The sequence below is a fragment of the Kocuria sp. LUK genome, assembly GCF_021012935.1.
Classification (GTDB): Bacteria; Actinomycetota; Actinomycetes; order Actinomycetales; family Micrococcaceae; genus Kocuria; species Kocuria flava.
Window position 1 is genome coordinate 75,233 of sequence record NZ_JAJMZI010000001.1, and the last position, 23,775, is coordinate 99,007.

Here is a 23,775-nt window from a genome sequence, read left to right on the forward strand (position 1 = left end):
GTCCCGGGCCGTCACGGCCCTCTTCCCGGCGCGGCGCAGGGCCCCGGACGGCACCGCGGGCCTCCAGCGGCCGCGGCGGGAGGTCGGAGCGGAGGTCCCCGGCGCTCGCGCGTGCTCCGCGGCTCCGCCCGGCGGGCCGTCCGGCCGCCGGGGATCCGGTCCGCCCGGGCCGGGACGCGACCCGCGCCCGCCCCGGGATGCCGCAGGCCGGCGGGGGTGCCCCGCGCCCGCCGTGCGTGCCCTGTGCGCACCCGGGCCTGCCGTTTGGCACAATGACGGGCATGAGCGAGCAGCACGCACCCACCCGCACCATCAACGGCCGTTCCGACCGGGGGTCCTCCGGACCGCTGATCGCGATCGTGCTCGGCTTCCTCCTGTCGCTGGCCGCGATGGTCGGCGTCGGGATCGTGAGCCTCGACATGACGGAGCAGACCCTCGGCGACGAGGGCGCCGCCACGGTCCAGGAGCCCGCCGACGGGCACTGAGGCCCCCGGCGTGCTGCCCGGGACGGTCTGCGCCCTCGTCGTCGGCGGCGGCCCCGCGGGGCTGTCCGCCGCGACGTGGCTGGGCCGCTACCGCCGCCCCACGCTCGTGGTCGACGCCGGCGAGCAGCGCAACCTCGCCGCCGACCGGGCCCACGGCCTGCTGGGACGGGACCCGACCACCCCGCGGCAGCTGCTGGCCGACGCCCGCGCAGGGCTCGCCCAGTACCCGCACGTGCGCCTGCACCACGGGTGCGTGACGGCCCTGCGCCGCGACGAGGACGGGGCGTTCCGGGCCGAGGTCGACGGCCGGGAGGTCGCCGCCGAGCGCGTCGTGCTCACCACCGGTGTGCGCGACCGCCTGCCCGACCTCGACGGCCTGGCCGCGCACTACGGCACGGACGTCCACCACTGCCCGGCCTGCGACGGCCCGACCGCGCAGGACCGCGCCGTCGTGGTCCTCGGGTCCGGCGCCCAGCTGCCCGGCTACGCGGCGGAGCTGCTCGACTGGGCCGCGCCGGTGCGCCTGGTCCTCGACCCGGCGGAGCCGGGGATCGACGACGGGCAGCGGGCCGCCCTGGCCGACCACGGCGTGGAGGTGCTCGAGGGGACGGCCGTGGCGCTGACCGGCGAGCCCGGGGACCTGCGCGGGGTGCGGCTGGCCGACGGGCGCACCGTGCCCGCCGCGAAGGTGTTCTTCTCCTACGCCCACCTCCCGGCCGGCGACCTGGCCCGGCAGCTGGGCTGCGCGCTCGACCACGAGGGCCTGATCACCGTCGACGGCTTCCAGCTCACCAGCGTGGACGGCGTCTACGCCGCCGGGGACGTCACACCCGGGCTGCAGCTGGTGCCGATCGCCGTCGGGGAGGGCGCCGCCGCCGGGGTCGCGTGCGCGACCTCCCTGCGGGGCCGGCCCGCCCTCGGCGGCGCCCCCGCGCCGGGGCCGCCCACCCGCCGCTTCGCCCCCGGCTGAGCCCAGGGGCCGCCACCGGGCATCAGCCGCCCGGGCAGGGGCCGCCGCCGGGCCGTCACGGTGCGCGCTCCTGCCCCGGCGCCGTTCCTGCCCCCGGTTCCCGGTGCGGATGTGACGCCGGGAGACGCCCGCCGGGGCGTCCCGCCTAGAATCGTGCCCACCCCCGAAAGGACCCCGCCGTGCCCTCGACGACCGTCCCGCCCCTGACCGACACCGAGGTGCGTGCCCTGCGCGAGGACTTCCCGCTGCTCACGGGCACCGAGGTGATGGGCGCCCCCCTGGTCTACCTCGACTCGGGCGCAACCGCGCAGAAGCCGCTGGCCGTGCTGGACGCCGAGCGGGAGTTCTACCTGCACCGCAACGCCGCCGTGCACCGCGGCGCGCACACCCTGGCGGTCGAGGCCACCGACGCCTACGAGGAGGCCCGCCGCGTCGTCGCCGGCTTCGTGGGCGCCGGCGAGCGCGAGCTCGTGTGGACCTCCAACGCCACCGAGGGGCTGAACCTGATTGCCTACGCCTTCTCGAACGCCACCGCCGGCCGCGGCGGGCAGGCCGCCGAGCGCTTCCGGCTCCGGCCCGGCGACGAGATCGTCACGACCGAGGCCGAGCACCACGCCAACCTGATCCCGTGGCAGGAGCTCGCCGCCCGCACCGGGGCGAGCCTGCGGTGGATCCCCGTCGACGGGACCGGGCAGCTGGACCACGAGGCCGCCGCACGGGTGATCGGGGAGCGGACGAAGGTGGTCGCGTTCACGCACGTCTCCAACGTCACCGGCGCGCTCACCGACGTCCCCGCCCTCGTCGAGCTCGCCCGGGAGGCCGGGGCGCTGACCGTCCTGGACGCCTGCCAGTCCGTGCCCCACCTGCCCGTGGACCTGCCGGGCCTGGGCGTGGACCTCGCCGTGTTCTCCGGGCACAAGATGCTCGGGCCCACCGGCATCGGCGCCCTGTGGGGCCGGACCGAGCTGCTGGACGCGATGCCGCCGTTCCTCACCGGCGGATCGATGATCACGAGGGTCACGATGGAGGAGGCCGAGTACCTGCCGGCCCCCACCCGGTTCGAGGCCGGCACCCAGCGGATCGCCCAGACCGTCGCGCTCGCCGAGGCGGTGCGCTACCTCCAGGCCGTGGGCATGGAGCGGGTCGCCGCCCACGAGCACGCCCTGGGCCAGCGGCTGGCCGAGGGCATCGCCGAGCTGGAGGGGGTGCGGCTGATCGGCCCGCCCCCGGGCGCGGACCGCGTGGGACTGGCCGCCGTGGACGTGGCCGGGGTGCACGCCCACGACGTCGGGCAGGTCCTCGACGCCGCCGGGGTCGCCGTGCGGGTGGGCCACCACTGCGCCCAGCCGCTGCACCGGGCCCTGGGGCTGACCGCGACCACCCGGGCCAGCACCTACCTGTACACCACCGCCGAGGACGTCGACCGGTTCCTGGCCGAGCTCGCCGGGGTCCGCTCCTACTTCGGCGTGGCAGGCTGACCGGGTGCGCACCGACACCGTGGGCCCCGGGCCGGACCGATCGAGGAGACGACGATGAGCGCGCTGGACGGGCTGTACCAGGAGGTCATCCTCGACCACGCCAAGCGGCGCTCCGGGGAGGGGCTGGCCGACCCGGACCCCGGGCACGGTGCGGGGGAGTCCCACCAGTACAACCCGACGTGCGGCGACGAGATCACCGTGCGCGTGGAGCTGACCCCCGCCGGGCCCGGCGCGGAGCCGGTCGTGGAGCGGGTCACCTGGGCCGGGCAGGGGTGCTCGATCTCCATGGCGGCCGCCTCGGTGCTGGCCGAGGCCGCCCCCGGGCTCACCCGCCGGGAGCTGCTCGAGCTGATCGAGCAGTTCCGGGTGCTGCTGCGCTCCCGCGGCACCGCCGAGCCCGACGAGGAGGTCCTGGGCGACGCCGCGGCCTTCGCCGGGGTCTCCCGCTTCGTGGCCCGGGTCAAGTGCGCGATGCTCGGCTGGGTCGCCGCCGAGGAGGCCCTCGCCCGCGCGGCCTGAGCCCCGCGCCGCGCCCGGCCGTCCGGGCGGCAGCGCCGGACCCGGTCCGCCGGGACGGGCCCTCCCCTGCGGGGACGTCGTGGCCCCGTGTCGCGGGCTGCGTCCCCGGGCACGGTCCGGGGCCGCCGGGCGTGCCCCGCGCCGCCGGGTGACCGTCCCGTCCTGCCGTCGTGACCTGCCGCCGCGCGCCCGGGCGCCGGCCACGAGCCCAGCGCCGAAGCAGCGTTCCACTGGACCTGCCGCCGCGCGCCCGGGCGCCGGTCCCCGTCCGGCGGTGCCGGGTGCGCCCCGCGCCGCCCGGTGACCGTCCCGTCCCGCCGTCGTGGTCCGTCACGTCCGGCGCCGTCCTTGTCCGGTGCCGGACCCGGTGGGACACTGACCGCCCCGGCACCGAGGAGGCGGCCATGAGCGTGTTCGACGACCTCGCCCGGCGCATCGAGCGCTGGAGCGCCCTGGACCGGGCGGCCGACCCGCTGGCCACCGCCGTGGCCCGGGCCGTCCGGCCCGGCCCGGTCCGCGACCTCCTCAGCGGGGCGGTGCTCGGCCACCCCCTGCACCCGCTGCTCACCGACGTCCCCATCGGGGCGTGGACCATGGCCGGGCTGCTCGACCTCGTCGGCGGGCGGGCCGCCGCCCCGGCCGCCGACGTGCTCGTGGCCACCGGCGTCGTCGCCGCGGTGCCCACCGCGGCGACCGGCCTGCACGACTGGTCCGACACCCGCGGCGCGCCGCGCCGGGTCGGGCTCGTCCACGCCGCCGCCAACAGCGCCGCCCTGGGGCTCTACACCGCGTCGCTGCTCGCCCGCCTCCGCGGCCGGCGCACGGCCGGCAAGGCCCTGGGCCTGGCCGGACTGGGCGCGCTGACGGCCGGCGGCTACCTCGGCGGGCACCTCAGCTACGTCGAGGGCGTCGGCGTCAACCGCACCGCCTGGCGCCGCGGGCCCGCCCGGTGGACCGACGTCGCCGCCGCCGGCGAGCTGCCCGAGGGCGAGCCGCGCCGGGTCGTGGCCGGGCGGGTCAGCCTCGTGCTCGTGCGGGAGGGGGAGCGCATCCACGCCCTCGACAGCGTCTGCAGCCACATGGGCGGGCCCCTGGACGAGGGCGAGGTCGCCGGCGGCTGCGTGCGCTGCCCCTGGCACGGCAGCGTCTTCCGGCTCGTCGACGGGTCGGTGGTCCACGGGCCCGCCACCAGCCCGCAGCCCGCCTACGAGACCCGCGTCGAGCAGGACCGCGTCCAGGTGCGGGCCCGCCCGCGCTGAGCACGCCCCCCCGGGGAACACCGCGCGGACCGCGCCCGGCCGGGCTCGGCCGCCCCGGGGCGCGCCGGGCCCGACGGCGGCACCGCACCGGCCGTGCCGCGGGACCGCCCGCCGGTCCCGGGCTCCTCCGGCCCCGGGGACGGAACAACCCGGGCGCGGACCCGGTTGTGCGCACCGTGCCCCCTGCTGCCGTGACCCCGTCCCCGCCCGTGGCGCCGCGCGTGCCCCTGTCCGTCCTCGACCGCGCGCACCTGCTCGCCGGCGGCACCGAGACCGAAGCCCTGCACCGGGTCCTGGAGCGGGCCCGGCGGGCCGAGGCGCTGGGCCACCGGCGGTTCTGGGTCGCCGAGCACCACGGCGTGCCCGGCATCGCCGGCGCCGCCCCGGCCGTGCTGATGGCCGCGGTCGCCGCCCGCACCGGGCGCATCCGCGTCGGCTCCGGCGGGATCATGCTCCCCAACCACCGGCCGCTGGTCGTCGCCGAGCAGACCGCGACCCTCCAGGCCCTGCACCCCGGGCGGATCGACCTGGGCCTGGGCCGCTCCCTGGGCTTCACCCGCGCCGTGCGCGAGGCGCTGGGCACCGGCCCCGGCGCCGCCGAGCGCTTCGAGGCGGACCTCGACCGGCTGCTGGCGCTGCTCGCCGGCGAGGCCCCCGTGACCGCCCGGCCCCGCGACCGCGCCCGGACCCCCGTGTTCGTGCTGGCCACGGGCGCGGGCGTGGAGATCGCGGCGCGGGCGGGCCTCGCCGTCGTCCTCGGGGGCCCGGCGACGACCCGCCGCGGGGAGCGCGGGGCCGCCGCCGCCCTCGAGCGCTACCGCGCGGGGTTCCGGCCCTCGCGCTGGTGGGAGCGCCCGCACGTCGTCCTCGCCGCCGACGTCGCCGTCGCCCCCACCGCCGGCGCCGCCCGGGCGCTCGCCCTGCCCCAGGCCCGGGCCGTGGCCCACTCCCGCACCCGCGGGGAGTTCCCGCCGCTCGCCCCCGTCGCCGAGGCGGAGCTCGCGCGGCTGCCCGCCCGCGAGCGCGACCTCGTCGAGGAGCACCTGGCGACGGCGGTGACCGGAACCCCCGCCGAGGTCGGCCGCCGCCTGGCCCGGCTGCTCGAGGACACCGGCGCCGACGAGCTCATGGTCACGGGCGGGGCCGCCGACCCCGAGGCGCAGGAGCGCTCGGACCGGCTGCTCGCCGAGCTCGCCGGCGCCCCCGCCTGAGCCCCGCGGACCCGTCCGGGCCGGCGCCGGCGCCGGGCTAGAGTGGGCGCGATGGAACGACTGCTCGTGCTCGCCGCCCACCCCCTCGAGACCCGGTACCTCCCGCCGGGCCTCGACCTCGTGCTCACCGGGGTCGGGATGTCCGCCGCCGCCGTGCGCACCACCGAGGCCGTCCTCACCCGCTGCCCCGACCCCGCCGGCCGCGACGGGCTGACCGTGCTGAACATCGGCAGCGCCGGAGCCCTGCGCGACGGGCTGAGCGGTGTCCACGAGCCCTCCCGGATCATCAACCGCGACGTCGACGAGCAGCTGCTGCGCGCCGCCGGGATCCCGGTGGACAACGTCCTCGAGCTCGGCGGGGAGGGGCCCGTGCTGGCCACCGGCGACTCGTTCGTGGCGGGCGGCCCGGTGCGGGACGCGCTCGCCGCCCGCGCCGACCTCGTGGACATGGAGGGCTGGGCGGTCGCGGTGGCCTGCCGGCACCTGGGCGTGCGGCTGCGGATGGTCAAGCACGTCTCCGACGCCGCGGACGAGGCCGCGCTGGCGTGGGCCGAGAAGGTCGAGACCAGCGCCCGGGAGCTGGCCGCGTGGTTCGCCGCCAGCGGCCTGCCGGCCGGCGGCCCGCACTAGGATGGGCACCAGCATGAGACTTCTCCGCCAGCGCGAGTCCCTGGGCGCCCAGCAGGACTACGAGAGCGCCATGACCCTCCTCGCCGAGGTCCACCGCACCGGACCCGTGCTGCGGCTCTACCAGCCCGTGCCCACAGTCGCCTTCGGGCGCCGCGACGAGCTGCGCCCCGGCTTCGCCGCCGCCGCCCGCGCCGCCCGGGAGAGCGGCTTCGAGCCCCTGGTCCGCCGCGTCGGCGGACGGGCGGCCGCCTACCACGGCGGGTGCCTGGTCGTGGACCACCTCGAGCCCGCGGAGGACCCCACCTCCGGGATCCAGGACCGCTACCGGCTCTTCGGCGACATGGTCGTGGCGGCGCTGGAGGAGCTCGAGGTCGAGGCCGACGTCGGGGAGATCCCCGGGGAGTACTGCGCCGGCGAGCACAGCGTCCACGGCACCCACCCGTCCGGCACCCCGGCCGCCGGACGGCGGGTCAAGCTCGCGGGCACCGCCCAGCGGGTGGTCGCGGGCGCCTGGTACTTCTCCACGGTCGTCGTGGTCGAGCAGTCCGAGCCGATCCGCTCCGTGCTCACCGACGTCTACGCCGCGCTGGACCTGGACTGGGACCCGGCCACCGCCGGGGCCGTCGACGACCTGCGCCCCGGCACGACCGTCGCCGACGTCGAGCGGGGGATCCGCAAGGTCTACGGGATGTACGCGAACCACCTGGGCTACGGCCCGCTCACGGAACCGGACTGACCGGGGCCCCGCGGGGCCGGCGAGGAGGCAGCTATGTGCGGACGCTACGTGATCGCGCGGGCGGTGGGGGACCTCGTGGCCGCCACCGGCGCCGTGCCCGACGAGAGCCTCGGCGGGGGCGACGAGACGGCCCTGCGGGCCAACTGGAACACCGCGCCCACCACCGACGTGCCGATCGTCCTCGAGCGCCTGGCGGGGGAGGGCGACGACGCCGGACGGGTCCGGGAGCTGCACGTGGCCCGGTGGGGCCTGGTCCCGGGGTGGGCCAAGGACCCGGCGGTCGGGGCGAAGATGTTCAACGCCCGCTCCGAGACGGTCCTCGAGAAGCCCTCGTTCCGCAAGGCCGTGCGGGCCCGGCGGTGCGCCGTGCCGGCCAACGGCTACTACGAGTGGAAGAAGGCCCCCGGCCCGGGCCGCGGCGGGCGCAAGCAGCCCTACTACGTCCATCCCGCCGACCCGGAGGAGACCATCTGGTTCGCCGGGATCTACGAGTGGTGGCGGGTGCCCGAGGGTGCGGAGCCGGACTCCGGGGCCCTGCAGCCCGGCCGCGGCGGCACCGGGTCCTGGCTGCTGTCCTGCTCGGTGCTCACCACCGACGCCCCCGAGCCCTCCGCGGAGCACCCCGTGCTGACGCAGCTGCACGAGCTCCACGACCGCATGCCGATCCCCCTGGCGCCGGAGCACCTGGACGACTGGCTGCGCCCGGGGGAGGAGGAGGCCCCGCAGCTGGTGGACCTCGTCCGCGCCGAGGCCTCCCGGGTCGCCGCGCGCTGGGTGCTCGACCCCGTGGACCCCGCCGTGGGCAACGTGCGCAACAACTCCCCGGAGCTCGTGGTCCCGCAGCAGGAGCTGTTCTGAGCCCGGAGCCGGGCGCCGGGGACCACCGGCGTCCCGCTCCGGCACCTGGGCTCCCGGCCGGCACCGGGGACCCGGCCCGCCGCGGACCCCGGCCCCGCACGGTGCCTCCGCCCGGGACCCCGCCGGGCGGCCCCGCCGTCCCGCCCCGAGCGGGGCCGCCCGCCCGCCCCGCTGGACTGCCCGGTCCCGCCCCGTCCTGTTCCCCGCGCCCGTTCCCCGACCGGAGGAGATCCGCATGACCCCCGCCCACCGGCAGACCCTCGAGCGCCTCGTGGCCTTCGTCCGCACCCACGGCGGCGGCGTCGTGGCCACCAACGCCCCCGGCGCCTGCCCCGAGTCCGCCTGGGTCAACCTCGTGGCCGACGACGACGGCCGCCTGGTCTTCGGCACCAACACGGCCAGCCGCAAGTTCGCCAACCTGGGCGCCGACCCGCGGGTCTCCCTGGTGGTGGTCTCGGGCACGGGCCAGGAGTACCAGCTCGAGGGCGAGGCCGTGGTGCTGGCGGGCGAGCCCGCGCGGGCCGCCGCCGGGCTGCTGGAGTCCCGCCACCCCGGATCCGGCGGCCACGACCCCGCCGCGACCCGGCTCGTGGAGGTCACGGTGGGCTGGGTGCGGTTCGTCGACGTCGCGGTCGACCCCCCGGTGCGCGAGGAGACCGTGCTCTGAGCCCTGAGCCCTGAGCCCTGAGCCCTGAGCCCTGAGCCTTGAGCCCTGGGCCGGCCGGGCCGCGCCGCGGTGCCGCTGCCGGCGCGCTCTGTCGGCACGTGCCTCCGGGGGCGCCTGCTCCAGCTCGCGCTCTGGCACGCGTCTTCCGGGACCTCCTCTGCCCGGCACGCGCCTCGCGGCACGGTCTCTCCGGCGCTCGCGCCGCCGGTGCGCGGTGTCCTGTCCCGGGCAGGGGCTCCGTCCCGCGTCAGCCGGTGCCCGGCGGGTCGCCGGCCAGGACGTCGAGCAGCTCGCCGACCTCGTGGGCGGCGGTGGCCGGGTGCCGGAAGTGCCGCCGCCGGTCCACGGTGTAGTGGCTGCGCCGGCCCACCCGGTGGCGGGTGAGGTAGCCGGCCTCCTCGAGGTCCTTGAGCACGGACAGGGTCGCGCGCACGCTGATCCCCACCTGCTCGGCGATCTCCCCGACCCGGGCGTCCGGAGAGCGGGCCGCGGCCAGCAGGACGTGGCCGTGGGTGGTGAGCAGCGTCCAGGCCGGGCGCCGGGGCGGGACCGCCCCGGCGGGGCGGCGGGATGCTCCCGCCGGGGGCCCGGCGGCGTCGTCTGAGGTGGGCACGGATCTCCTCTCGTGGCGGGGCCGGGAGGCGCCGGCCCGGGCGTGCCGGGCCGGGACCTCCCCGCCCGGCCGGTCCCCTCGGGCCGGCCGGGCGGTGGACCTGGGCGGTCTGTTCCCGGGACCCGCCACGGGCACCGTCCCGGCACCGCAGCGCAGCGTCGGCGGCGGCACCGCCGCCGGGGTGACCACCACGGCGGCCTCGGGGCCGCCGGTGACCACCGCGGCCACCGGCCGGCAGGAGGAGGGGGCCAGGGCGGTCATCGCCGCTCCTCCTCCCGGCGGGCGCCGGGATCCCGGTCGGCCGTCCTCCCGGGCCCGGCGCGCACGGGGCGGCGCCGGGCCCGCAGGGGCTCGAGGGCGGCGTTCTCGGCCTCGGTGGCGACCCGGAACGGCGGCTCGGCCGGAACCGGCAGGGAGCGGCGGCCCTGGCCGCGGGTGGCCCGCAGGCTGGCGACGACGGAGACGGCGATGATCGTGGCGACCACGGCCAGGGAGATGCCGGTGGGGATGTAGAAGAGGTCGATCTTGAGCAGCATCTTGATCCCGACCCAGATCAGCACCAGCGCCAGGCCGGTCTTCAGGTACACGAAGCGGTGGATCAGGTCGGCGAGCAGGAAGTACATGGCCCGCAGGCCCAGGATCGCGAAGGCGTTGGCGGTGAAGACCAGGAACACCTCGTCGGTCACGGCGAAGATCGCGGGGATGGAGTCCACGGCGAAGACGACGTCGGTGGCCTCGATCAGCACCAGCACCGCCAGCAGCGGGGTGGCCAGCAGCACGCCGTCCCGGCGGACCAGCAGCTTCTGCCCGTGGTAGGCCTCGGTCATCGGCACGAGGCGGCGGAAGGTGCGCAGCACCGCCGACCGGTCCGGGTTCAGGTGCTCGTCGCGCCGGCGGACCATCCGCCACCCGGTCCAGAGCAGGAACGCGGCGAAGACGTAGAGGATCCAGGAGAAGTTCTGGATCAGGAGGGCGCCGGCGGCGATGAAGACCCCGCGCAGCACCAGGGCGCCGAGCACGCCCAGGAACAGCACCCGGTGCTGGAGCTCGCGCGGGACGGCGAACCAGCTGAAGAGGATCGCCCAGACGAAGACGTTGTCCACGGCCAGGGACTTCTCGATGAGGTAGCCGGCGAAGTACTGCTGGCCGAACTCCGCGCCCCAGCCCCACCAGACGAGGGCCCCGAAGGCCACGCCGCAGGCGACCCACACCGCCGACCACGCGGCGGCCTCGCGCACGCCGATGACGTGGGCGCGGCGGTGGGCGAACAGGTCCACGGCCAGCATGAGGAGGATGAAGACGGGCACCGCGGCCCAGATCCAGAGGGGGACGTCCATGGCAGGACCTTCCGATCGTGACGACCGGAGGTCTCTCCCGGCCCCGCGGGGCCCGTCCCGCCGGGCCGCACGGGACCGGAATGACGACGGGACGACGGTGGGATACTCCCCTCCCTGACACGAACAAGTGAAGCACGCTTCACCTGTTGGGGACAAGGGGTGCCTGTTGGGGACAAGGGGTGCCTGTTGGGGACAAGGGGTGCCGGAGGGCGGACGGGAGGAGGCCCGGGACCCGCTGCGGGTCCCGGGCCTCCTCCTCGCCCCCGGTCCGGTGGCCGGCTCAGTAGTCGTCGTCCTCCGGGACCCAGCGGTTGAAGTCCAGGGTGAGGTAGAGCGCGAGCGCGGCGGCGTTGTCCTCGGCGATGCGCAGGCACAGCTGGTCGTAGCCGCTGTGGCAGAGGGTGTCCATGCTGGAGCGCACGAGCTGCTCCGCGAGGCCCTGCCGGCGACGGGACGCGGCGGTGAACAGCTCGAAGAGGTACGGGGCGTCCGGGAGCTCGCCGTCGCCCACGCGGCGCTCGAGGGTCAGGGCCGCGGCGACGATCGTGCCGTCCTCGTCGGCGACCACGGGGGAGGCCTCCGCCAGGAAGGGACCGTACTCGCCGGCGAAGACGCCCTGGACGACCTGGCGGGCCTCCTCGAGGCTGGAGACCCCGCCCTGCTCGTAGGAGGAGTAGTAGAGCTGGGCCAGGGCCTCGGCGTCCTCGGGCGTGGCCGGGCGGGTGGGCACCGGGTTCGGCCTGGTGTTCGCCACGGTGCGGGCGATCAGCGTGATGGTTCCGGTCATGGGGGCCTCCGTGGGTCGACGCCGGCTGCTCCGGCGGGGGCGGACGAGGGGTCAGGGGCGTCAGGGAGGGCGCGGCGGGCGCGTCCTCCGTCCTCTCAGCGTATCCATTTCACCGGGGTTGTCCACGGATTCCGGGCGCCCCGGCGCGGTCCGGGCGGCAGGCTCCGGGCAGTGAACACATGTTCCCTGCGGAGGGCTCATCGGCTTAGCCTGTCGCACAGGTGTTCTAGCTTCCAGGGGACAGGGTGCCCGGCCGGCGGGCGCCGCCGGAGGGAGAGGAGCCGTGGTGGGAGTGCTGACGGAGAGCGTGGACGTGGACTGCGACGCCGAGGGCGTGCCGGTGGGGGTGCGCTGGCGCGGGCGGGCCTACCGCGTGGCCCAGGACCCCGTGCGCTGGTACGAGCGGCGGGCGTGGTGGGCGGAGGACCTGCGGCTGCCCCGGGAGCGGGGCGCCGGGGTCGTCGACCAGCAGATGTGGCGGGTGCAGGTCCAGCTCGGCCCGCGCACGGAGCTGCTCACCCTCGAGCTCGTCCACACCCTCGACACCGGCCGCTGGCGGCTGCTCGCGGCCACGAGCGCGACCGGGATCCGGGTCGGGCGCTGCGCGTGAGGCGGGCCCGCGCGCGGCGGGTCCCGTGCATAGGATCGGGGGTGCGGGCCGTCCGCGCGGCGCCCGCACCGACCGCGCTCCCCGCGCGGCCCCGTCCGGCAGAGAGGCAGCACCCGTGAGACTCGGCACCGTGGCCCGCAGCGGCAGCACCCAGGCCTTCCGGCAGGAGGCGGGGGAGACCGTCTACCTGCCCGTCCCGGACGTGGGGGCGCTGCTGGCCGGGGGCGACCTCTCCCTGCCCGGGGAGCCCGGGCCCGCCCCCGCCCCGGAGGAGCTGCTCACCCCGGTGCTGCGGCCCGGGAAGATCCTGTGCGCCGGGCTGAACTTCTACGACCACGCCGAGGAGGTCGGCCAGGAGATCCCCGAGCACCCCACGATCTTCGCCAAGTACGCCAACGCCCTCGTCGGCCCCGTCGACCCCATCGCCATGCCCGAGGAGTCCGAGAAGATCGACTGGGAGGCCGAGCTCGTCGCGGTGATCGGCACGACCGTCCGCCACGCGGACGCCGGACGGGCCCGGGCGGCCATCGCCGGGTACACGATCATGAACGACGTCTCCGTGCGGGACTGGCAGGGCCGGACCTCCGAGTGGTTCCAGGGCAAGAACTTCGACCGCACCACCCCGGTGGGCCCCGTCGTCGTGACCCCGGACGAGGTCGACCCCGAGGCCGGCCTGGCCGTGCGCTGCACGGTGGACGGGGTGCGCCACCAGGACTCCAGCACCGACCGGATGATCTTCTCCGCGGTGCAGCTGGTGGAGTACCTCACCCGGTTCATGACCCTGGAGCCGGGCGACCTCGTCGCCTGCGGCACCCCCGCCGGCGTGGGCCTGGCGAAGAAGCCGCGGCGGATCTGGCTGCGGGACGGCCAGGAGGTCGTCACCGAGATCGAGGGCATCGGCGAGCTGCGCAACGTGTGCACCCCCGCCGAGGACCTGCTGCCCCGCTGACCCGACCGCGACCGGAGGAGACCCCATGGCGACCGTCGGCTTCCACGCCTCCCACGAGCAGATCCCGCCCGAGCAGCTGCTGCGCGACGTCCGGCACGCCGAGCAGGCCGGCTTCGCCGCCGCCATGTGCTCGGACCACCTCGAGCCCTGGTCCCCGCGGCAGGGGCACGCGGGCTTCGCCCTGTCCTGGCTGGGGGCGGCGCTGGCCTCCACCGCGCTGCCGTTCGGGTTCGTGCACGCCCCGGGCCGGCGCTACCACCCTGTGGTCACGGCCCAGGCCACGGCCACGCTGGCGCGGATGTTCCCCGGCCGCGTCTGGGTGGCACTGGGCACCGGGCAGCGGCTCAACGAGCGGCCCGTCTCCCCGCGCTGGCCGGCCAAGGAGGAGCGGCAGCGCTTCCTCGAGGCGAGCTTCGACGTCGTCCGCCGCCTGCACGCGGGCGAGGAGGTGACCCGCGAGAAGCCCTTCCGCGCGGACCGGGCGCGGGTCTGGAGCGCCCCCGAGGTGCTCCCGCCCCTGCTGGTGCCCGCCCTGACGCCGGGCACCGCCCGCCGGTTCGCCCCGGTCGCCGACGGGCTGATCACCGTCAACCAGCCGCTCGAGGACCTGCGCCGGATGCTGGACGCCTACCGGGAGGGCGGGGGCACCGGGCGCACCGTGCTCCAGGTGCACCTGAGCTGGGCCCCCGAGCCCGAGCAGGCCCGGGCGATCGCCCGGGACCAGTGGCGCACCAACGTCTTCGACCCCGTGACCATGGCCGAGCTCGCCTCCCCCCAGGACTACGAGCGCAAGGCCCTCCAGCAGGACGTCGGCGACGAGCAGGTGGCCGGGGCGGTCAACGTCTCCGCGGACCTGGGCCGGCACGCGCAGTGGCTGCACGAGTACGCCGAGCTGGGCTTCGACGAGCTCCAGCTGCACCACGTGGGCCGGGAGCAGGCGCCGTTCCTCGACGCCTTCGGCCAGGAGGTGCTCCCGCAGCTGGCCGGCTGAGCGGGACGCCGGTCAGCGGGGCGGGTTGCGCTCCAGCCACAGGCTCAGCCACGGCCTCAGGCGCACCTCGCCCCACTCCGGGACGCCGACGACCAGGGCGGCGGGCCCGTAGCGGTGCACCGAGACGACGCCGTCGCGCTCGCACAGCTCGTCGACCAGCCGCTCCACCAGCGCCGGGTGCCGCTCGGGCAGATCGGCGCGCAGCCCCACGTCGAAGCAGCCGACCTCGGCCACGACCGTCACCAGCGGCTCCCCGGAGGACCCGCCCGCCACCGTGCCGCCGCGCAGCGCGGCGGCCGTCCGGCGGACGTGGGCCAGCATCGCGTCCCCGTCCATCGGGTCGCGGCCGTGGGCGGACTGGTAGGCGCTGTAGAGCGGCAGCCCCGGCAGGAAGACCTGGTGGCCGCCGGCGGCGAGCACCGGGTAGTTGAGCGAGGGGTGGTCGACGAGGCGGTGCTCGCCCACCTGCCAGCGCGCCTGCGGCACGGCGGCCGTGAGCACCTCGGCGAGGTAGGCGCAGAACCCGTCGACGAGCACCAGCGACTCCTCCGGCGGGTGCGGGTCCACCAGCTTCCCGTGGCGGGCCCAGCTCGGCCACCGGGACCGGGTCGGATCGGCGTCGAGGGTGCGCGGGTCCGTGCCGAGCGCCGTGATCCGCGCGGTGATCCGGTCCCACAGCGGGGCCGTGGACTCCGGGGTGCCGTCCAGCAGGTCGTCGGGGGCGACCCCCTGCGCCTCGAGCCAGGACCGCAGCCGCCGCAACGCCGGGCCGCGCTCGGCGCGGTACTCCTCCAGCGCGGCCGCCGCCTGCTGCTGCGTCATCCACTCGTACAGCAGTTCGCCCATGGGAGGAACTCTAGCCGGGATCGCAGCGCGCCCCTCCGGGCCCGGGGCGCACGGGAGCGGGCGCCCCGGAGCACCCGCGGGGCGGGCCCCGGACGTCGCGGGCGGCGCGGGCCCGTGCTGCGGGGCCCGTGGGGTGGGATGCTGGGGGCATGAGCGCGCCGCACCGCTACGACGTGGAGATCCTGCACCTGCTCGTCTCGCCCGGGCACGCCTACTTCGGCAGGGCCCGCGACGGCGCCGCCGACGTGCCCACCCGGGACGCCGACCGGGTCGAGCTCGTGGCGGGCAAGGGCGTCGTCGGCGACCGCTTCTTCGGGAGGGCCGCCCACATGGACGCGGCCGTGACCCTGCTCGCCGTCGAGGCCCTCGAGGCGATGGCCGCCGAGCTGGGCGCCGCCGCGCCCTTCGACCCGCTGCTGACCCGGCGCAACGTGGTGCTGCGCGGGGCGCACCTGCCCCCGCTGCTGGGCGAGGAGTTCGCCCTGGAGGCCGGCGGCGCCCCCGTGCGCCTGCGGGGCGGCCGGGCGGCCCACCCCTGCGCCTGGATGGACGAGGTGCTGGCCCCCGGCGCCCACGCGGCGATGCGCGGGCGCGGCGGGATCCGCTGCCGGGTGCTCACGGACGGGGCCCTCCGCCGCGGCCCGGCGGTGCTGCACAGCCCCGTGCCGCTCGAGCCGCAGCGGGCGGGGGAGGCCGTGCTGCGCCGGGCCTCCCGGCTGCCCTAGCGCCGGCCCTCCCGGCGCCCTCGTCCCGGCGCCCAGGGCCGGAGCACGCACTCCCCGCACCGTCCGCCCGGATCCCGTCGCCCCCGCACCCGCCGCCCGGGACGGCGCCCGCCCCGGGTCCGGGGGCCGGGAGGGGCCGGCGCGGCGAGGGCCCGTCCCGGCTCCCCGGGCCGCGCAGAACGCACCGGGCCCCCGACGGCGGTTTGCGATTGACTTAATGTCGAACACATCTTCGAATGAGGGGGTGAGCTTCCCGCACCTCCACGTCGCCACCGCGTTCAGCGCCCACTACGGGGTCAGCCACCCCCGGGTGCTCGCCGCGGCCGCCGCCGCCGACGGCGCGGACGCGCTCGCCTGCACCGACCGGGACGGGCTCTACGGCGCCGTCAAGCACCTGGGCGCCTGCCGCGAGCACGGTCTCGACCCGGTCCTCGGCGCCGACCTCGCCCTCCTCGACGACGACCGGGGCCGGGTCCTCGGACGCGTCGTGGTCCTCGCCGCCGGCGGCACGGGCGGCGCGGGCTACGCCGCCCTGTGCCGGCTCGTCTCCGCGGCCCACGCCGGCCCCGGCGCACGGGACGGGCGCGGCCCCGGGCGCGGCGGGCCCTTCCCCGTGGGGGTGGACGCCCGCCGCCTGGCCGCCCACGCGCGCCTCCTCGCCCCGGGCACCCCCGCGCTGACCGTCCTGCTGGGACCGGACTCCGACGTCGGCCGTGCGCTCGCGGCCCGCCGCTACCGGAGCGCCCGGGCCGCCCTCGCCCGCTGGCGCTCCCTGCTGCCCGCCGAGGCGCTCGCCGTGGAGGTCGTCCCGCACCTGACCGCCCCCGGCGTCGCCGGCAGCACCCCCCACGCGGCCCGGATGCTGCGGGCCGCCCTCGAGGCCGGGCTCACTCCCGTGCTCAGCAACGCGGTGCGCTACGCGACCCCCGCGGAGGCCGCGACCGCCGACGTCCTCGACGCCGCACGCGCCCTGACCCCCCTCGAGGCGCTGGGGGCCGCCGGGGCGCGCGGGGGCCGGGGGAGGGCCACGGCGCCGCTGCAGCCCAACGGGCAGGGCTGGCTCAAACCCGCACGCCAGATGCACGCGCTGGCCGCCGAGGTCGCCCGGGCCGCCGACCTCGGCGCGGAGGGGACCGCGGCGCTGCTCGCCGGCACCGGGCGGGTGGCCGACCGCTCCCGGCTGGACCCCGTCGCGGACTGCGGCTGGGGCCGGCCCGTGGTGCCCGAGGCCGCCGTCCTGGGCCTGGAGCGGCCCGCCGCCGCCGAGCTGCGGGCCCGCTGCGAGGCCGGGCTCGCCCGCCGCTACCCGCACCGGCGGGACGGCCCCCGGGTGCGCGAGCGGCTCGAGCAGGAGCTGCGGGTGATCGACGAGCTGGGCTTCGCCGCCTACTTCCTCACCGTCGCGGAGGTCTCCGCGATGATCGGGGCGCTGGGGGTGCGCCACGCCGCCCGCGGCTCCGGGGTCTCCTCCCTCGTGAACTACCTGCTCGACGTCTCCCAGGTGGACCCGCTCGAGCACGACCTGCTCTTCGAGCGCTTCCTCTCCGGGGACCGCTCGACCCTGCCGGACGTCGACATCGACGTCGAGTCCGCCCAGCGCCACCGGGTCTACCGGGAGGTCTTCGCCCGCTTCGGTGCGGAGCGGGTGAGCCTGATGAGCATGCAGAACGCCTACCGGGCCCGCGGCGCCGTCCGGGACGCCGGCCTGGCCCTGGGCCTGGACCCGGAGGCCGTGGACTCCGTGGCCAAGCAGCTGTGGAACCTGCCCGCCGCCACGCTGCGCACGACCCTGGCGGAGCGCCCCGAGCTGCGGGAGCTGGCCGAGCAGGTGGCCCGGGAGCGGCAGCTGGACCTGCTCGTGGACCTCACCGAGCGCCTCGACCGGCTGCCCCGGCACATCTCCGTGCACCCGTGCGGGGTGATCCTCGGCGACCGCCGACTGCTGGACCGCACCCCCGTGCAGGCCAGCGGCATGGGCCTGCCCATGAGCCAGTTCGACAAGCACGACATGGACCCCATGGGGATGCTCAAGCTCGACGTCCTCGGGGTGCGGATGCAGTCCGCCCTGGCCCACGCCGTGGACGAGATCGCCCGGATCCACCCCGGCCGGCCCCGCCTGGACCTCGACGCGGTCCCGCGCGACGACCCGGCGACGTTCGCGCTGATCCGCACCACCCACACCCTGGGCTGCTTCCAGATCGAGTCCCCCGGCCAGCGCGAGCTCATCGGGAAGATGGCCCCGGAGCGGTTCGAGGACCTGATCGTGGACATCTCGCTCTTCCGCCCCGGACCGATGCACTCGGACATGGTGCGGCCCTTCCTCGAGCACCGCCACGGGTGGTCCCGCCCCGAACCGGTGCACCCGGCCCTCGACCCGATCCTCGCCGAGACCCACGGGGTGACGGTCTTCCACGAGCAGGTCCTGCGGATCCTCGACGCGTTCACCGGGTGCGGCCTGGCGCGCGCCGACGAGCTGCGCCGGCGGCTGGGCTCCGAGCGCGAGGCCGGGGTCGAGGCCCTCTTCCGCGAGCGCGCCCGGGACCGGGGCGTCCCCCCGGACGTCGTGGACCGGGTGTGGGGGATCCTCGCCGCGTTCGGCTCGTTCGGCTTCTGCAAGGCCCACGGGGCGGCGTTCGCGGTGCCCACCTACCAGTCCGCGTGGCTGAAGGCCCACCACCCCGAGGCGTTCCTGGCCGGGCTGTGGGAGCACGACCCCGGGATGTACCCCAAGCGGCTGCTGGTGAGCGAGGCGCGGCGGATGGGGATCCCGGTCCTGCCCGTGGACGTCGACCGCTCGGACGAGCACTACCGCGTCGAGCGCCTCGACGACGACCCGTCCCGCCTCGGCGTGCGGATGGCCCTCACCGGGGTCCACGGCGTCGCCCGGGCCGAGCTGCGCCGCATCGCCGCCGGGCGGCCCTACGCCTCGCTGGCCGACCTGCGGGAGCGGGCCCGGCCGGGCCGGCGGACCCTCGAGCGCCTCGCCGCCGTGGGCGCCCTCGACGGCCTGCTGCACCGCTCGGGAGCCGCCGCCTCCCGGACCGACCTCGTGCACGCCCTGCGGGCGCGGGCCGACGCCGCCCGGCCCCCGCGGGCGGGCGGGGCGGGGGAGGTCCGGGGCCAGCTGGCCCTCGACCTGGGGGACCTCGAGCTGCGCGCGCTGCCCGCGGAGCGGCCCGAGCCCTCGCTCGCGGAGAAGGTGCGCACCGAGCTGGACCTGCTCTCCGTGGACGTCTCGGCCCACCTGCTGGAGAGCTGGGCGCCGCTGCTGCGCGCGCTCGGGGTGACGCCGGCGGAGCGGCTGCTCGAGCTGCGCAGCCGCTCGGAGGTGCTCGTGGCCGGGGTGCGCGTCTCCACCATGACCCCGCCGATCCGCAGCGGCCGCCGGGTGGTCTTCGTCAGCCTCGACGACGGCACGGGGGCCGTGGACTGCGCCTTCTTCGACGACGCCCAGGAGCGCTCCGGCCGACACCTGTTCGGCACCCGCCTGCTGCTGGTGCACGGGCGCACGCGGCGCACCGGTCCCCGCGGGATCAGCGTGAGCGCGCTGCAGGCCTGGGACCTCGCCGATCCCGGGACCCCCGCCGCGGTGCGGGCCGCGACCGGGGCGCCGGGGCCCGTCCGCCCCGGCGGTGGCCGGGGATCCACCCTGCAGGTACGCTCAGCACACTGATCAAACGAGTGGTCCCGCCGCCGGCGGGGCCGGGAACGGAGCACCACGAGCATGCGCAAGATCCTGCTGACCCTCGCCCCCATCGTGATCGGGCGCCTCCTCGACCGCCGCCGGCAGGGCGGCGCCGGGTCCGCCCGGCGCCGTCCGCGCCGGCGCTGACCGGGGACCGGCCGGTCCCGCCCGCACCGGATTTCACTCTGGGTGAAGCCATTGGTCAGTGGGCTGATCGGCAGTATGGTTACTACCAACAGCGGACGAGCTGCACCGCCACCCCCGGCGGTTCGCCCGCGACGGACCCCACCCGGGGCCGTTGGAACGCAGACCAACCGGAGAAGGAGTTCTCATGGCCACGTACGACGTGAACGCACTGCTGTCGGCCACCGCCTACGGCTCGGACGGCGACAAGATCGGCAAGGTCGAGCAGGTCTTCCTGGACGACAACACCGAAGAGGTCACCTTCGTCACCGTCAACACCGGCCTGTTCGGCACCAAGGAGAGCTTCGTGCCCGTCGACGGCGCGCAGCAGGACGGCGACCGCCTCGTCCTCCCGTACACCAAGGACGTCGTCAAGGACGCCCCCGGCATCGACGCGGACCAGCACCTCTCCCCGGCCGAGGAGGAGGAGCTCTACCGCTACTACAAGATGAACTACGACGGCACCGCCGCCCGCACCGATCGCGACCGCACCGCCGCGGGCACGGCCGCCGCCGGCACCGCGGGCCACGCCGGGACCGAGCGCGACGACCGCTACGCCACGGACACCGACCGCAACGCCGTGCCGGCCACCGGCACCGCCGCGGGCACGGCGGGCACCGCCGGCTACGCCGAGACCGAGCGCACCGAGGAGCTGGACCGCGACCGGACCGCCGGGCTGGACCGGGACCGCACCGCGGACCTCGACCGCGACAGCAGGGCCGGCACCGCGGACCTCGACCGCGACCGCGACCGCACCGGTGTCGACGACGGCTCGGTGGTCCGCCACGAGGAGCAGCTGCACGTCGGCAAGGAGCGCCAGGAGACCGGCCGCGCCCGCCTGCGCAAGTACGTCGTGACCGACCACGAGACCGTGGACGTGCCGGTGGAGCGCGAGGAGGTCCGCGTCGAGCGGACCCCGCTGAGCGGCACCGAGGCGACCGCCGGCACCATCGGCGAGGAGGACGTCGAGGTGACCCTCCACGAGGAGCGCCCCGTCGTCGCCAAGGAGACCGTGGGCGTCGAGAAGGTCGGGCTCGAGAAGGAGTCCGTGCGCGACACCGAGCGCGTCGAGGCCGACGTGCGCAAGGAGCAGGTCGACGTCGAGAACGACGCCGACCGCGGCCTCACCGACCGCGACCGCGATCTCACCGACCGCGACCGCCGCGACCGCATCTGATCGGAGACCTCCGATCCCGCCGGGCCCGTCCCGGCGGCCCCGGAGCCCCCGTTCCCCGTCCCGGGGAACGGGGGCTCCGCCGTGCCCGCCGCGGGCGTCCCGCCACCGGTCCCGGGGCCGCCGCGGTGCGGGCGGGTACCATCGGAGGCGGTGCGTGCCGCCTGCCGTGCGGCGCTGCCTCCGCACGCCCCTCCGTACGGGCGCGCGCCCACCCCACGACCCAAGGAGTTGCCTCCCGATGACCACCGCGCCGGAGCCCACGACCTCGCCCGCGTCCCTGACCATCACCGTCGACGGCGAGCGGCGCACGGTCGGGGCGGGGACCACGGCCGCGGACCTGTACCGGGAGGACCGCGCCGTCGTCGTCGCCCGCGTCGGCGGCGTCCTGCGGGACCTGGCCCACGAGCTGGCCGACGGCGACGTCGTCGAGCGGGTGCTGATCTCCGACCCCGAGGGCCTCGAGGTGCTGCGCCACTCCGCCGCGCACGTGATGGCCCAGGCCGTGCAGCAGCTGCACGAGGAGGCGAAGCTGGGGATCGGCCCGTACATCACCGACGGCTTCTACTTCGACTTCGACGTCGCGCAGCCCTTCACCCCCGAGGACCTCAAGGCGATCGAGAAGCGGATGCAGAAGATCGTCAACTCGACCCAGTCCTTCCGCCGCCGTGCGGTCGACGAGGCCGAGGCCCGCGCCGAGATGGCCGGCGAGCCCTACAAGCTCGAGCTCATCGGCCTCGCCCAGGGCCCCGGCTCCGGCGGGGACGTCGACGCCTCCGCCGAGGGCGCCTCCGTGGAGGTGGCCGCCGGCGAGCTGACGATCTACGACAACGTGGACCGCAAAACCGGGGAGACGGTCTGGAAGGACCTGTGCCGCGGCCCGCACCTGCCCGACACCAAGCTGATCGGCAACGGCTTCGCCCTCACCCGCTCCGCGGCCGCCTACTGGCGCGGGTCGGAGAAGAACCAGCAGCTCCAGCGCATCTACGGCACCGCCTGGCCGACCAAGGAGGAGCTGACCGCGTACAAGGAGCGCCTGGCCGAGGCGGAGCGGCGCGACCACCGCCGCCTGGGCGCCGAGCTGGACCTGTTCTCCTTCCCGGACGAGCTCGGCTCGGGCCTGCCCGTGTTCCACCCCAAGGGCGGGATCATCAAGCGGGAGATGGAGGACTACGTCCGCGACCGCCACGTGGACGAGGGCTTCCAGTACGTGGGCACCCCGCACATCTCCAAGGACGGGCTCTTCCACACCTCCGGGCACCTGCCCTACTACGCGGAGACCATGTTCCCGCCGCTGCACGTCGACGAGGAGCGCGACGAGGACGGCACCGTCACCAAGCCGGGCCAGGACTACCGGCTCAAGGCGATGAACTGCCCCATGCACAACCTCATCTACCGCTCCCGGGGCCGGTCCTACCGCGACCTGCCGCTGCGGCTGTTCGAGTTCGGCCACGTCTACCGCTACGAGAAGTCCGGGGTGGTCCACGGCCTCACCCGCGTGCGCGGCTTCGCCCAGGACGACTCCCACTCCTACGTCACCCGCGAGGACGCCCCCGCGGAGATCCGCCACCTGCTCGAGTTCATCCTCGGGCTGCTGCGGGACTTCGGCCTGACCGACTTCTACCTCGAGCTCTCCACCCGCGACCCGGAGTCGGAGAAGTTCATCGGCTCCGACGAGCAGTGGGAAGAGGCCACCCGCGTCCTGGAGGAGGTCTGCACCGAGACCGGCCTGGACCTCGTGCCGGACCCCGGGGGAGCCGCCTACTACGGGCCGAAGGTCTCCGTGCAGGCCAAGGACGCGATCGGGCGCACCTGGCAGATGTCCACGATCCAGTACGACTTCAACCAGCCCGAGCGCTTCGACCTCGAGTACCAGGCGGCCGACGGCACCCGCCAGCGCCCGGTGATGATCCACTCCGCCAAGTTCGGTTCGATCGAGCGGTTCCTGGGGGTGCTCGTGGAGCACTACGCGGGTGCGTTCCCCGCCTGGCTGGCACCCGTGCAGGTGCGGGCGATCCCGGTCGCCGAGGCCTTCGACGACTATCTCGGGGAGGTCGTGGCGACCCTGCGCGCCCGCGGGATCCGCGCCGAGCTCGACGCCGGCTCCGACCGGTTCCCGAAGAAGATCCGCACCGCGGCCAAGGACAAGGTCCCGTTCGTGCTCATCGCCGGCGGCGAGGACGCCGAGGCCGGCGCGGTCTCCTTCCGCTTCCGCGACGGCTCCCAGGACAACGGGGTGCTCGTGGGGGAGGCCGTCGAGCGGATCGTGGCCCACGTGCGCGGGCGCGTCAACGAGGACCCCACAGCCCCCGCGCCCCGCGAGGACGCGGCGGCGGCCGCGGGAGCCGGGCAGTGACCGGACCCGCGGACGGGTCCTGCGGTGCGCCCCCGCCCGGCTGGATCCGCCAGGACGAGTTCGAGATCCCCGGGGTCCCCGACAGCTTCCAGCGGCTGTGGACCCCCCACCGGCTCGCCTACGTGCGCGGCGAGGACCCCTCCGTGCAGGCCTCCCCGGGCTGCCCGTTCTGCGGCGGCCCCGAGCGCGCCGACGAGGAGTCGCTGATCGTCCACCGCGGCGAGCGGTGCTTCGTGATCCTCAACCTGTTCCCGTACAACCCCGGGCACCTGCTCGTGTGCCCGTACCGCCACGTCGGGGACCTGACCGACCTCGACGACGACGAGGCGGAGGAGCTCACGCAGCTCACCCGCACCGCCGTCGGCACGATCCGGCAGGTGGCCTCCCCGCACGCGTTCAACATCGGGCTCAACCTGGGCCCGGCGGCCGGCGGGTCCCTCTCGGAGCACCTGCACCAGCACGTGGTGCCGCGCTGGAACGGGGACGCCAACTTCATGCCCGTCCTCGCCGGGACCAAGGCGATCATGCAGACCCTCGGCGACACCCGCCGGGACATCGCCGAGGCCTGGCCCCGGATCTGAGCGGCGCCGTCGTCGTCCCGCGCTTCGTCCCGTCCCCGGGCCGGGGCGCGGACCGGTCGCGCGGACCGCAGCTGCCCCGGGGGCCGGGGCAGCAGGAGCGCGGGCCCGCCCCCGTCCGCCGCCGC

At 76.6% G+C, this 23,775-nt stretch carries 22 protein-coding genes; 18 read left to right on the plus strand and 4 right to left on the minus strand.

Annotated features, from left to right (window positions below):
* Window positions 1-281: 281 nt before the first annotated feature.
* The 10 genes from LQU92_RS00360 to LQU92_RS00405 all read left to right on the plus strand — a co-directional run bounded on the left by LQU92_RS00360 (window position 282) and on the right by LQU92_RS00405 (window position 8,813).
* Window positions 282-485 carry a hypothetical protein gene (locus LQU92_RS00360; RefSeq protein WP_058858967.1) on the plus strand — a complete coding sequence of 68 codons (204 nt, stop codon included), beginning with the start codon at window positions 282-284 and terminating at the stop codon, window positions 483-485.
* Window positions 486-495: 10 nt separating this feature from the next.
* Window positions 496-1,455 (plus strand): NAD(P)/FAD-dependent oxidoreductase, encoded by a 960-nt coding sequence (locus LQU92_RS00365; RefSeq protein ID WP_112255720.1) that lies wholly within the window; start codon window positions 496-498, stop codon window positions 1,453-1,455.
* Between the two features lie 179 nt (window positions 1,456-1,634).
* Window positions 1,635-2,933: an aminotransferase class V-fold PLP-dependent enzyme gene (locus tag LQU92_RS00370; RefSeq protein WP_230659654.1), complete on the plus strand. Its 1,299-nt coding sequence runs from the start codon at window positions 1,635-1,637 to the stop codon at window positions 2,931-2,933.
* A gap of 54 nt (window positions 2,934-2,987) precedes the next feature.
* Complete coding sequence (gene sufU / locus LQU92_RS00375) at window positions 2,988-3,452, plus strand: Fe-S cluster assembly sulfur transfer protein SufU (protein ID WP_230659657.1); 465 nt, start codon at window positions 2,988-2,990, stop codon at window positions 3,450-3,452.
* Window positions 3,453-3,856: 404 nt separating this feature from the next.
* Complete coding sequence (locus tag LQU92_RS00380; RefSeq protein ID WP_230659659.1) at window positions 3,857-4,711, plus strand: Rieske (2Fe-2S) protein; 855 nt, start codon at window positions 3,857-3,859, stop codon at window positions 4,709-4,711.
* A gap of 221 nt (window positions 4,712-4,932) precedes the next feature.
* Entirely contained in the window at window positions 4,933-5,922 is a 990-nt protein-coding gene (locus tag LQU92_RS00385; protein ID WP_230659661.1) for an MsnO8 family LLM class oxidoreductase, read from the plus strand.
* A 51-nt stretch (window positions 5,923-5,973) separates the two neighbouring features.
* Window positions 5,974-6,552 carry a nucleosidase gene (locus LQU92_RS00390; RefSeq protein WP_101852202.1) on the plus strand — a complete coding sequence of 193 codons (579 nt, stop codon included), beginning with the start codon at window positions 5,974-5,976 and terminating at the stop codon, window positions 6,550-6,552.
* 13 nt (window positions 6,553-6,565) lie between these two features.
* Window positions 6,566-7,288, plus strand: coding sequence for a lipoate--protein ligase family protein (locus LQU92_RS00395; protein ID WP_230659664.1), 723 nt, complete (start codon window positions 6,566-6,568; stop codon window positions 7,286-7,288).
* Window positions 7,289-7,321: 33 nt separating this feature from the next.
* Window positions 7,322-8,146 carry an SOS response-associated peptidase gene (locus tag LQU92_RS00400; RefSeq protein WP_230659667.1) on the plus strand — a complete coding sequence of 275 codons (825 nt, stop codon included), beginning with the start codon at window positions 7,322-7,324 and terminating at the stop codon, window positions 8,144-8,146.
* Between the two features lie 235 nt (window positions 8,147-8,381).
* The gene (locus LQU92_RS00405) at window positions 8,382-8,813 is read left to right on the plus strand and encodes a pyridoxamine 5'-phosphate oxidase family protein (protein ID WP_230659670.1); all 432 of its coding nucleotides are present in this window, start codon (window positions 8,382-8,384) and stop codon (window positions 8,811-8,813) included.
* 247 nt (window positions 8,814-9,060) lie between these two features.
* On the opposite strand, the gene LQU92_RS00410 is transcribed toward LQU92_RS00405, so the two are convergent.
* The 3 genes from LQU92_RS00410 to LQU92_RS00420 all read right to left on the minus strand — a co-directional run bounded on the left by LQU92_RS00410 (window position 9,061) and on the right by LQU92_RS00420 (window position 11,550).
* Window positions 9,061-9,426, minus strand: a complete 366-nt coding sequence (locus LQU92_RS00410) for a winged helix-turn-helix domain-containing protein (protein WP_143709938.1) — start codon at window positions 9,424-9,426, stop codon at window positions 9,061-9,063.
* 257 nt (window positions 9,427-9,683) lie between these two features.
* The gene (locus LQU92_RS00415; RefSeq protein ID WP_230659673.1) at window positions 9,684-10,763 is read right to left on the minus strand and encodes a TerC family protein; all 1,080 of its coding nucleotides are present in this window, start codon (window positions 10,761-10,763) and stop codon (window positions 9,684-9,686) included.
* Window positions 10,764-11,043: 280 nt separating this feature from the next.
* Complete coding sequence (locus tag LQU92_RS00420) at window positions 11,044-11,550, minus strand: GNAT family N-acetyltransferase (RefSeq protein WP_101852206.1); 507 nt, start codon at window positions 11,548-11,550, stop codon at window positions 11,044-11,046.
* Between the two features lie 286 nt (window positions 11,551-11,836).
* Here LQU92_RS00420 and LQU92_RS00425 point away from each other — a divergent pair, with 286 nt between their 5' ends.
* The 3 genes from LQU92_RS00425 (at window position 11,837) to LQU92_RS00435 (ending at window position 14,100) form a co-directional block, all read left to right on the plus strand.
* Window positions 11,837-12,160 (plus strand): DUF6504 family protein, encoded by a 324-nt coding sequence (locus LQU92_RS00425; RefSeq protein ID WP_058858957.1) that lies wholly within the window; start codon window positions 11,837-11,839, stop codon window positions 12,158-12,160.
* A 115-nt stretch (window positions 12,161-12,275) separates the two neighbouring features.
* Window positions 12,276-13,109 carry a fumarylacetoacetate hydrolase family protein gene (locus tag LQU92_RS00430; RefSeq protein WP_101852207.1) on the plus strand — a complete coding sequence of 278 codons (834 nt, stop codon included), beginning with the start codon at window positions 12,276-12,278 and terminating at the stop codon, window positions 13,107-13,109.
* A 25-nt stretch (window positions 13,110-13,134) separates the two neighbouring features.
* The gene (locus LQU92_RS00435) at window positions 13,135-14,100 is read left to right on the plus strand and encodes a TIGR03885 family FMN-dependent LLM class oxidoreductase (RefSeq protein ID WP_230659676.1); all 966 of its coding nucleotides are present in this window, start codon (window positions 13,135-13,137) and stop codon (window positions 14,098-14,100) included.
* Between the two features lie 12 nt (window positions 14,101-14,112).
* Here the strand turns inward: LQU92_RS00435 and LQU92_RS00440 are convergent, their stop codons facing one another.
* Complete coding sequence (locus tag LQU92_RS00440) at window positions 14,113-14,946, minus strand: hypothetical protein (protein ID WP_230659679.1); 834 nt, start codon at window positions 14,944-14,946, stop codon at window positions 14,113-14,115.
* A gap of 149 nt (window positions 14,947-15,095) precedes the next feature.
* Between LQU92_RS00440 and LQU92_RS00445 the strand changes: the two genes are divergently transcribed.
* The 5 genes from LQU92_RS00445 (at window position 15,096) to LQU92_RS00465 (ending at window position 23,650) form a co-directional block, all read left to right on the plus strand.
* Entirely contained in the window at window positions 15,096-15,671 is a 576-nt protein-coding gene (locus tag LQU92_RS00445) for an MOSC domain-containing protein (RefSeq protein ID WP_230659682.1), read from the plus strand.
* A 244-nt stretch (window positions 15,672-15,915) separates the two neighbouring features.
* The gene (locus tag LQU92_RS00450; RefSeq protein ID WP_230659685.1) at window positions 15,916-19,344 is read left to right on the plus strand and encodes a DNA polymerase III subunit alpha; all 3,429 of its coding nucleotides are present in this window, start codon (window positions 15,916-15,918) and stop codon (window positions 19,342-19,344) included.
* Between the two features lie 343 nt (window positions 19,345-19,687).
* Entirely contained in the window at window positions 19,688-20,716 is a 1,029-nt protein-coding gene (locus LQU92_RS00455) for a DUF2382 domain-containing protein (RefSeq protein ID WP_230659687.1), read from the plus strand.
* Window positions 20,717-20,954: 238 nt separating this feature from the next.
* Entirely contained in the window at window positions 20,955-23,069 is a 2,115-nt protein-coding gene (gene thrS / locus LQU92_RS00460; RefSeq protein WP_230659689.1) for a threonine--tRNA ligase, read from the plus strand.
* Entirely contained in the window at window positions 23,066-23,650 is a 585-nt protein-coding gene (locus LQU92_RS00465; protein WP_230659692.1) for an HIT domain-containing protein, read from the plus strand. Before thrS ends, LQU92_RS00465 begins: the two co-directional genes overlap by 4 nt.
* Window positions 23,651-23,775: the final 125 nt, after the last annotated feature.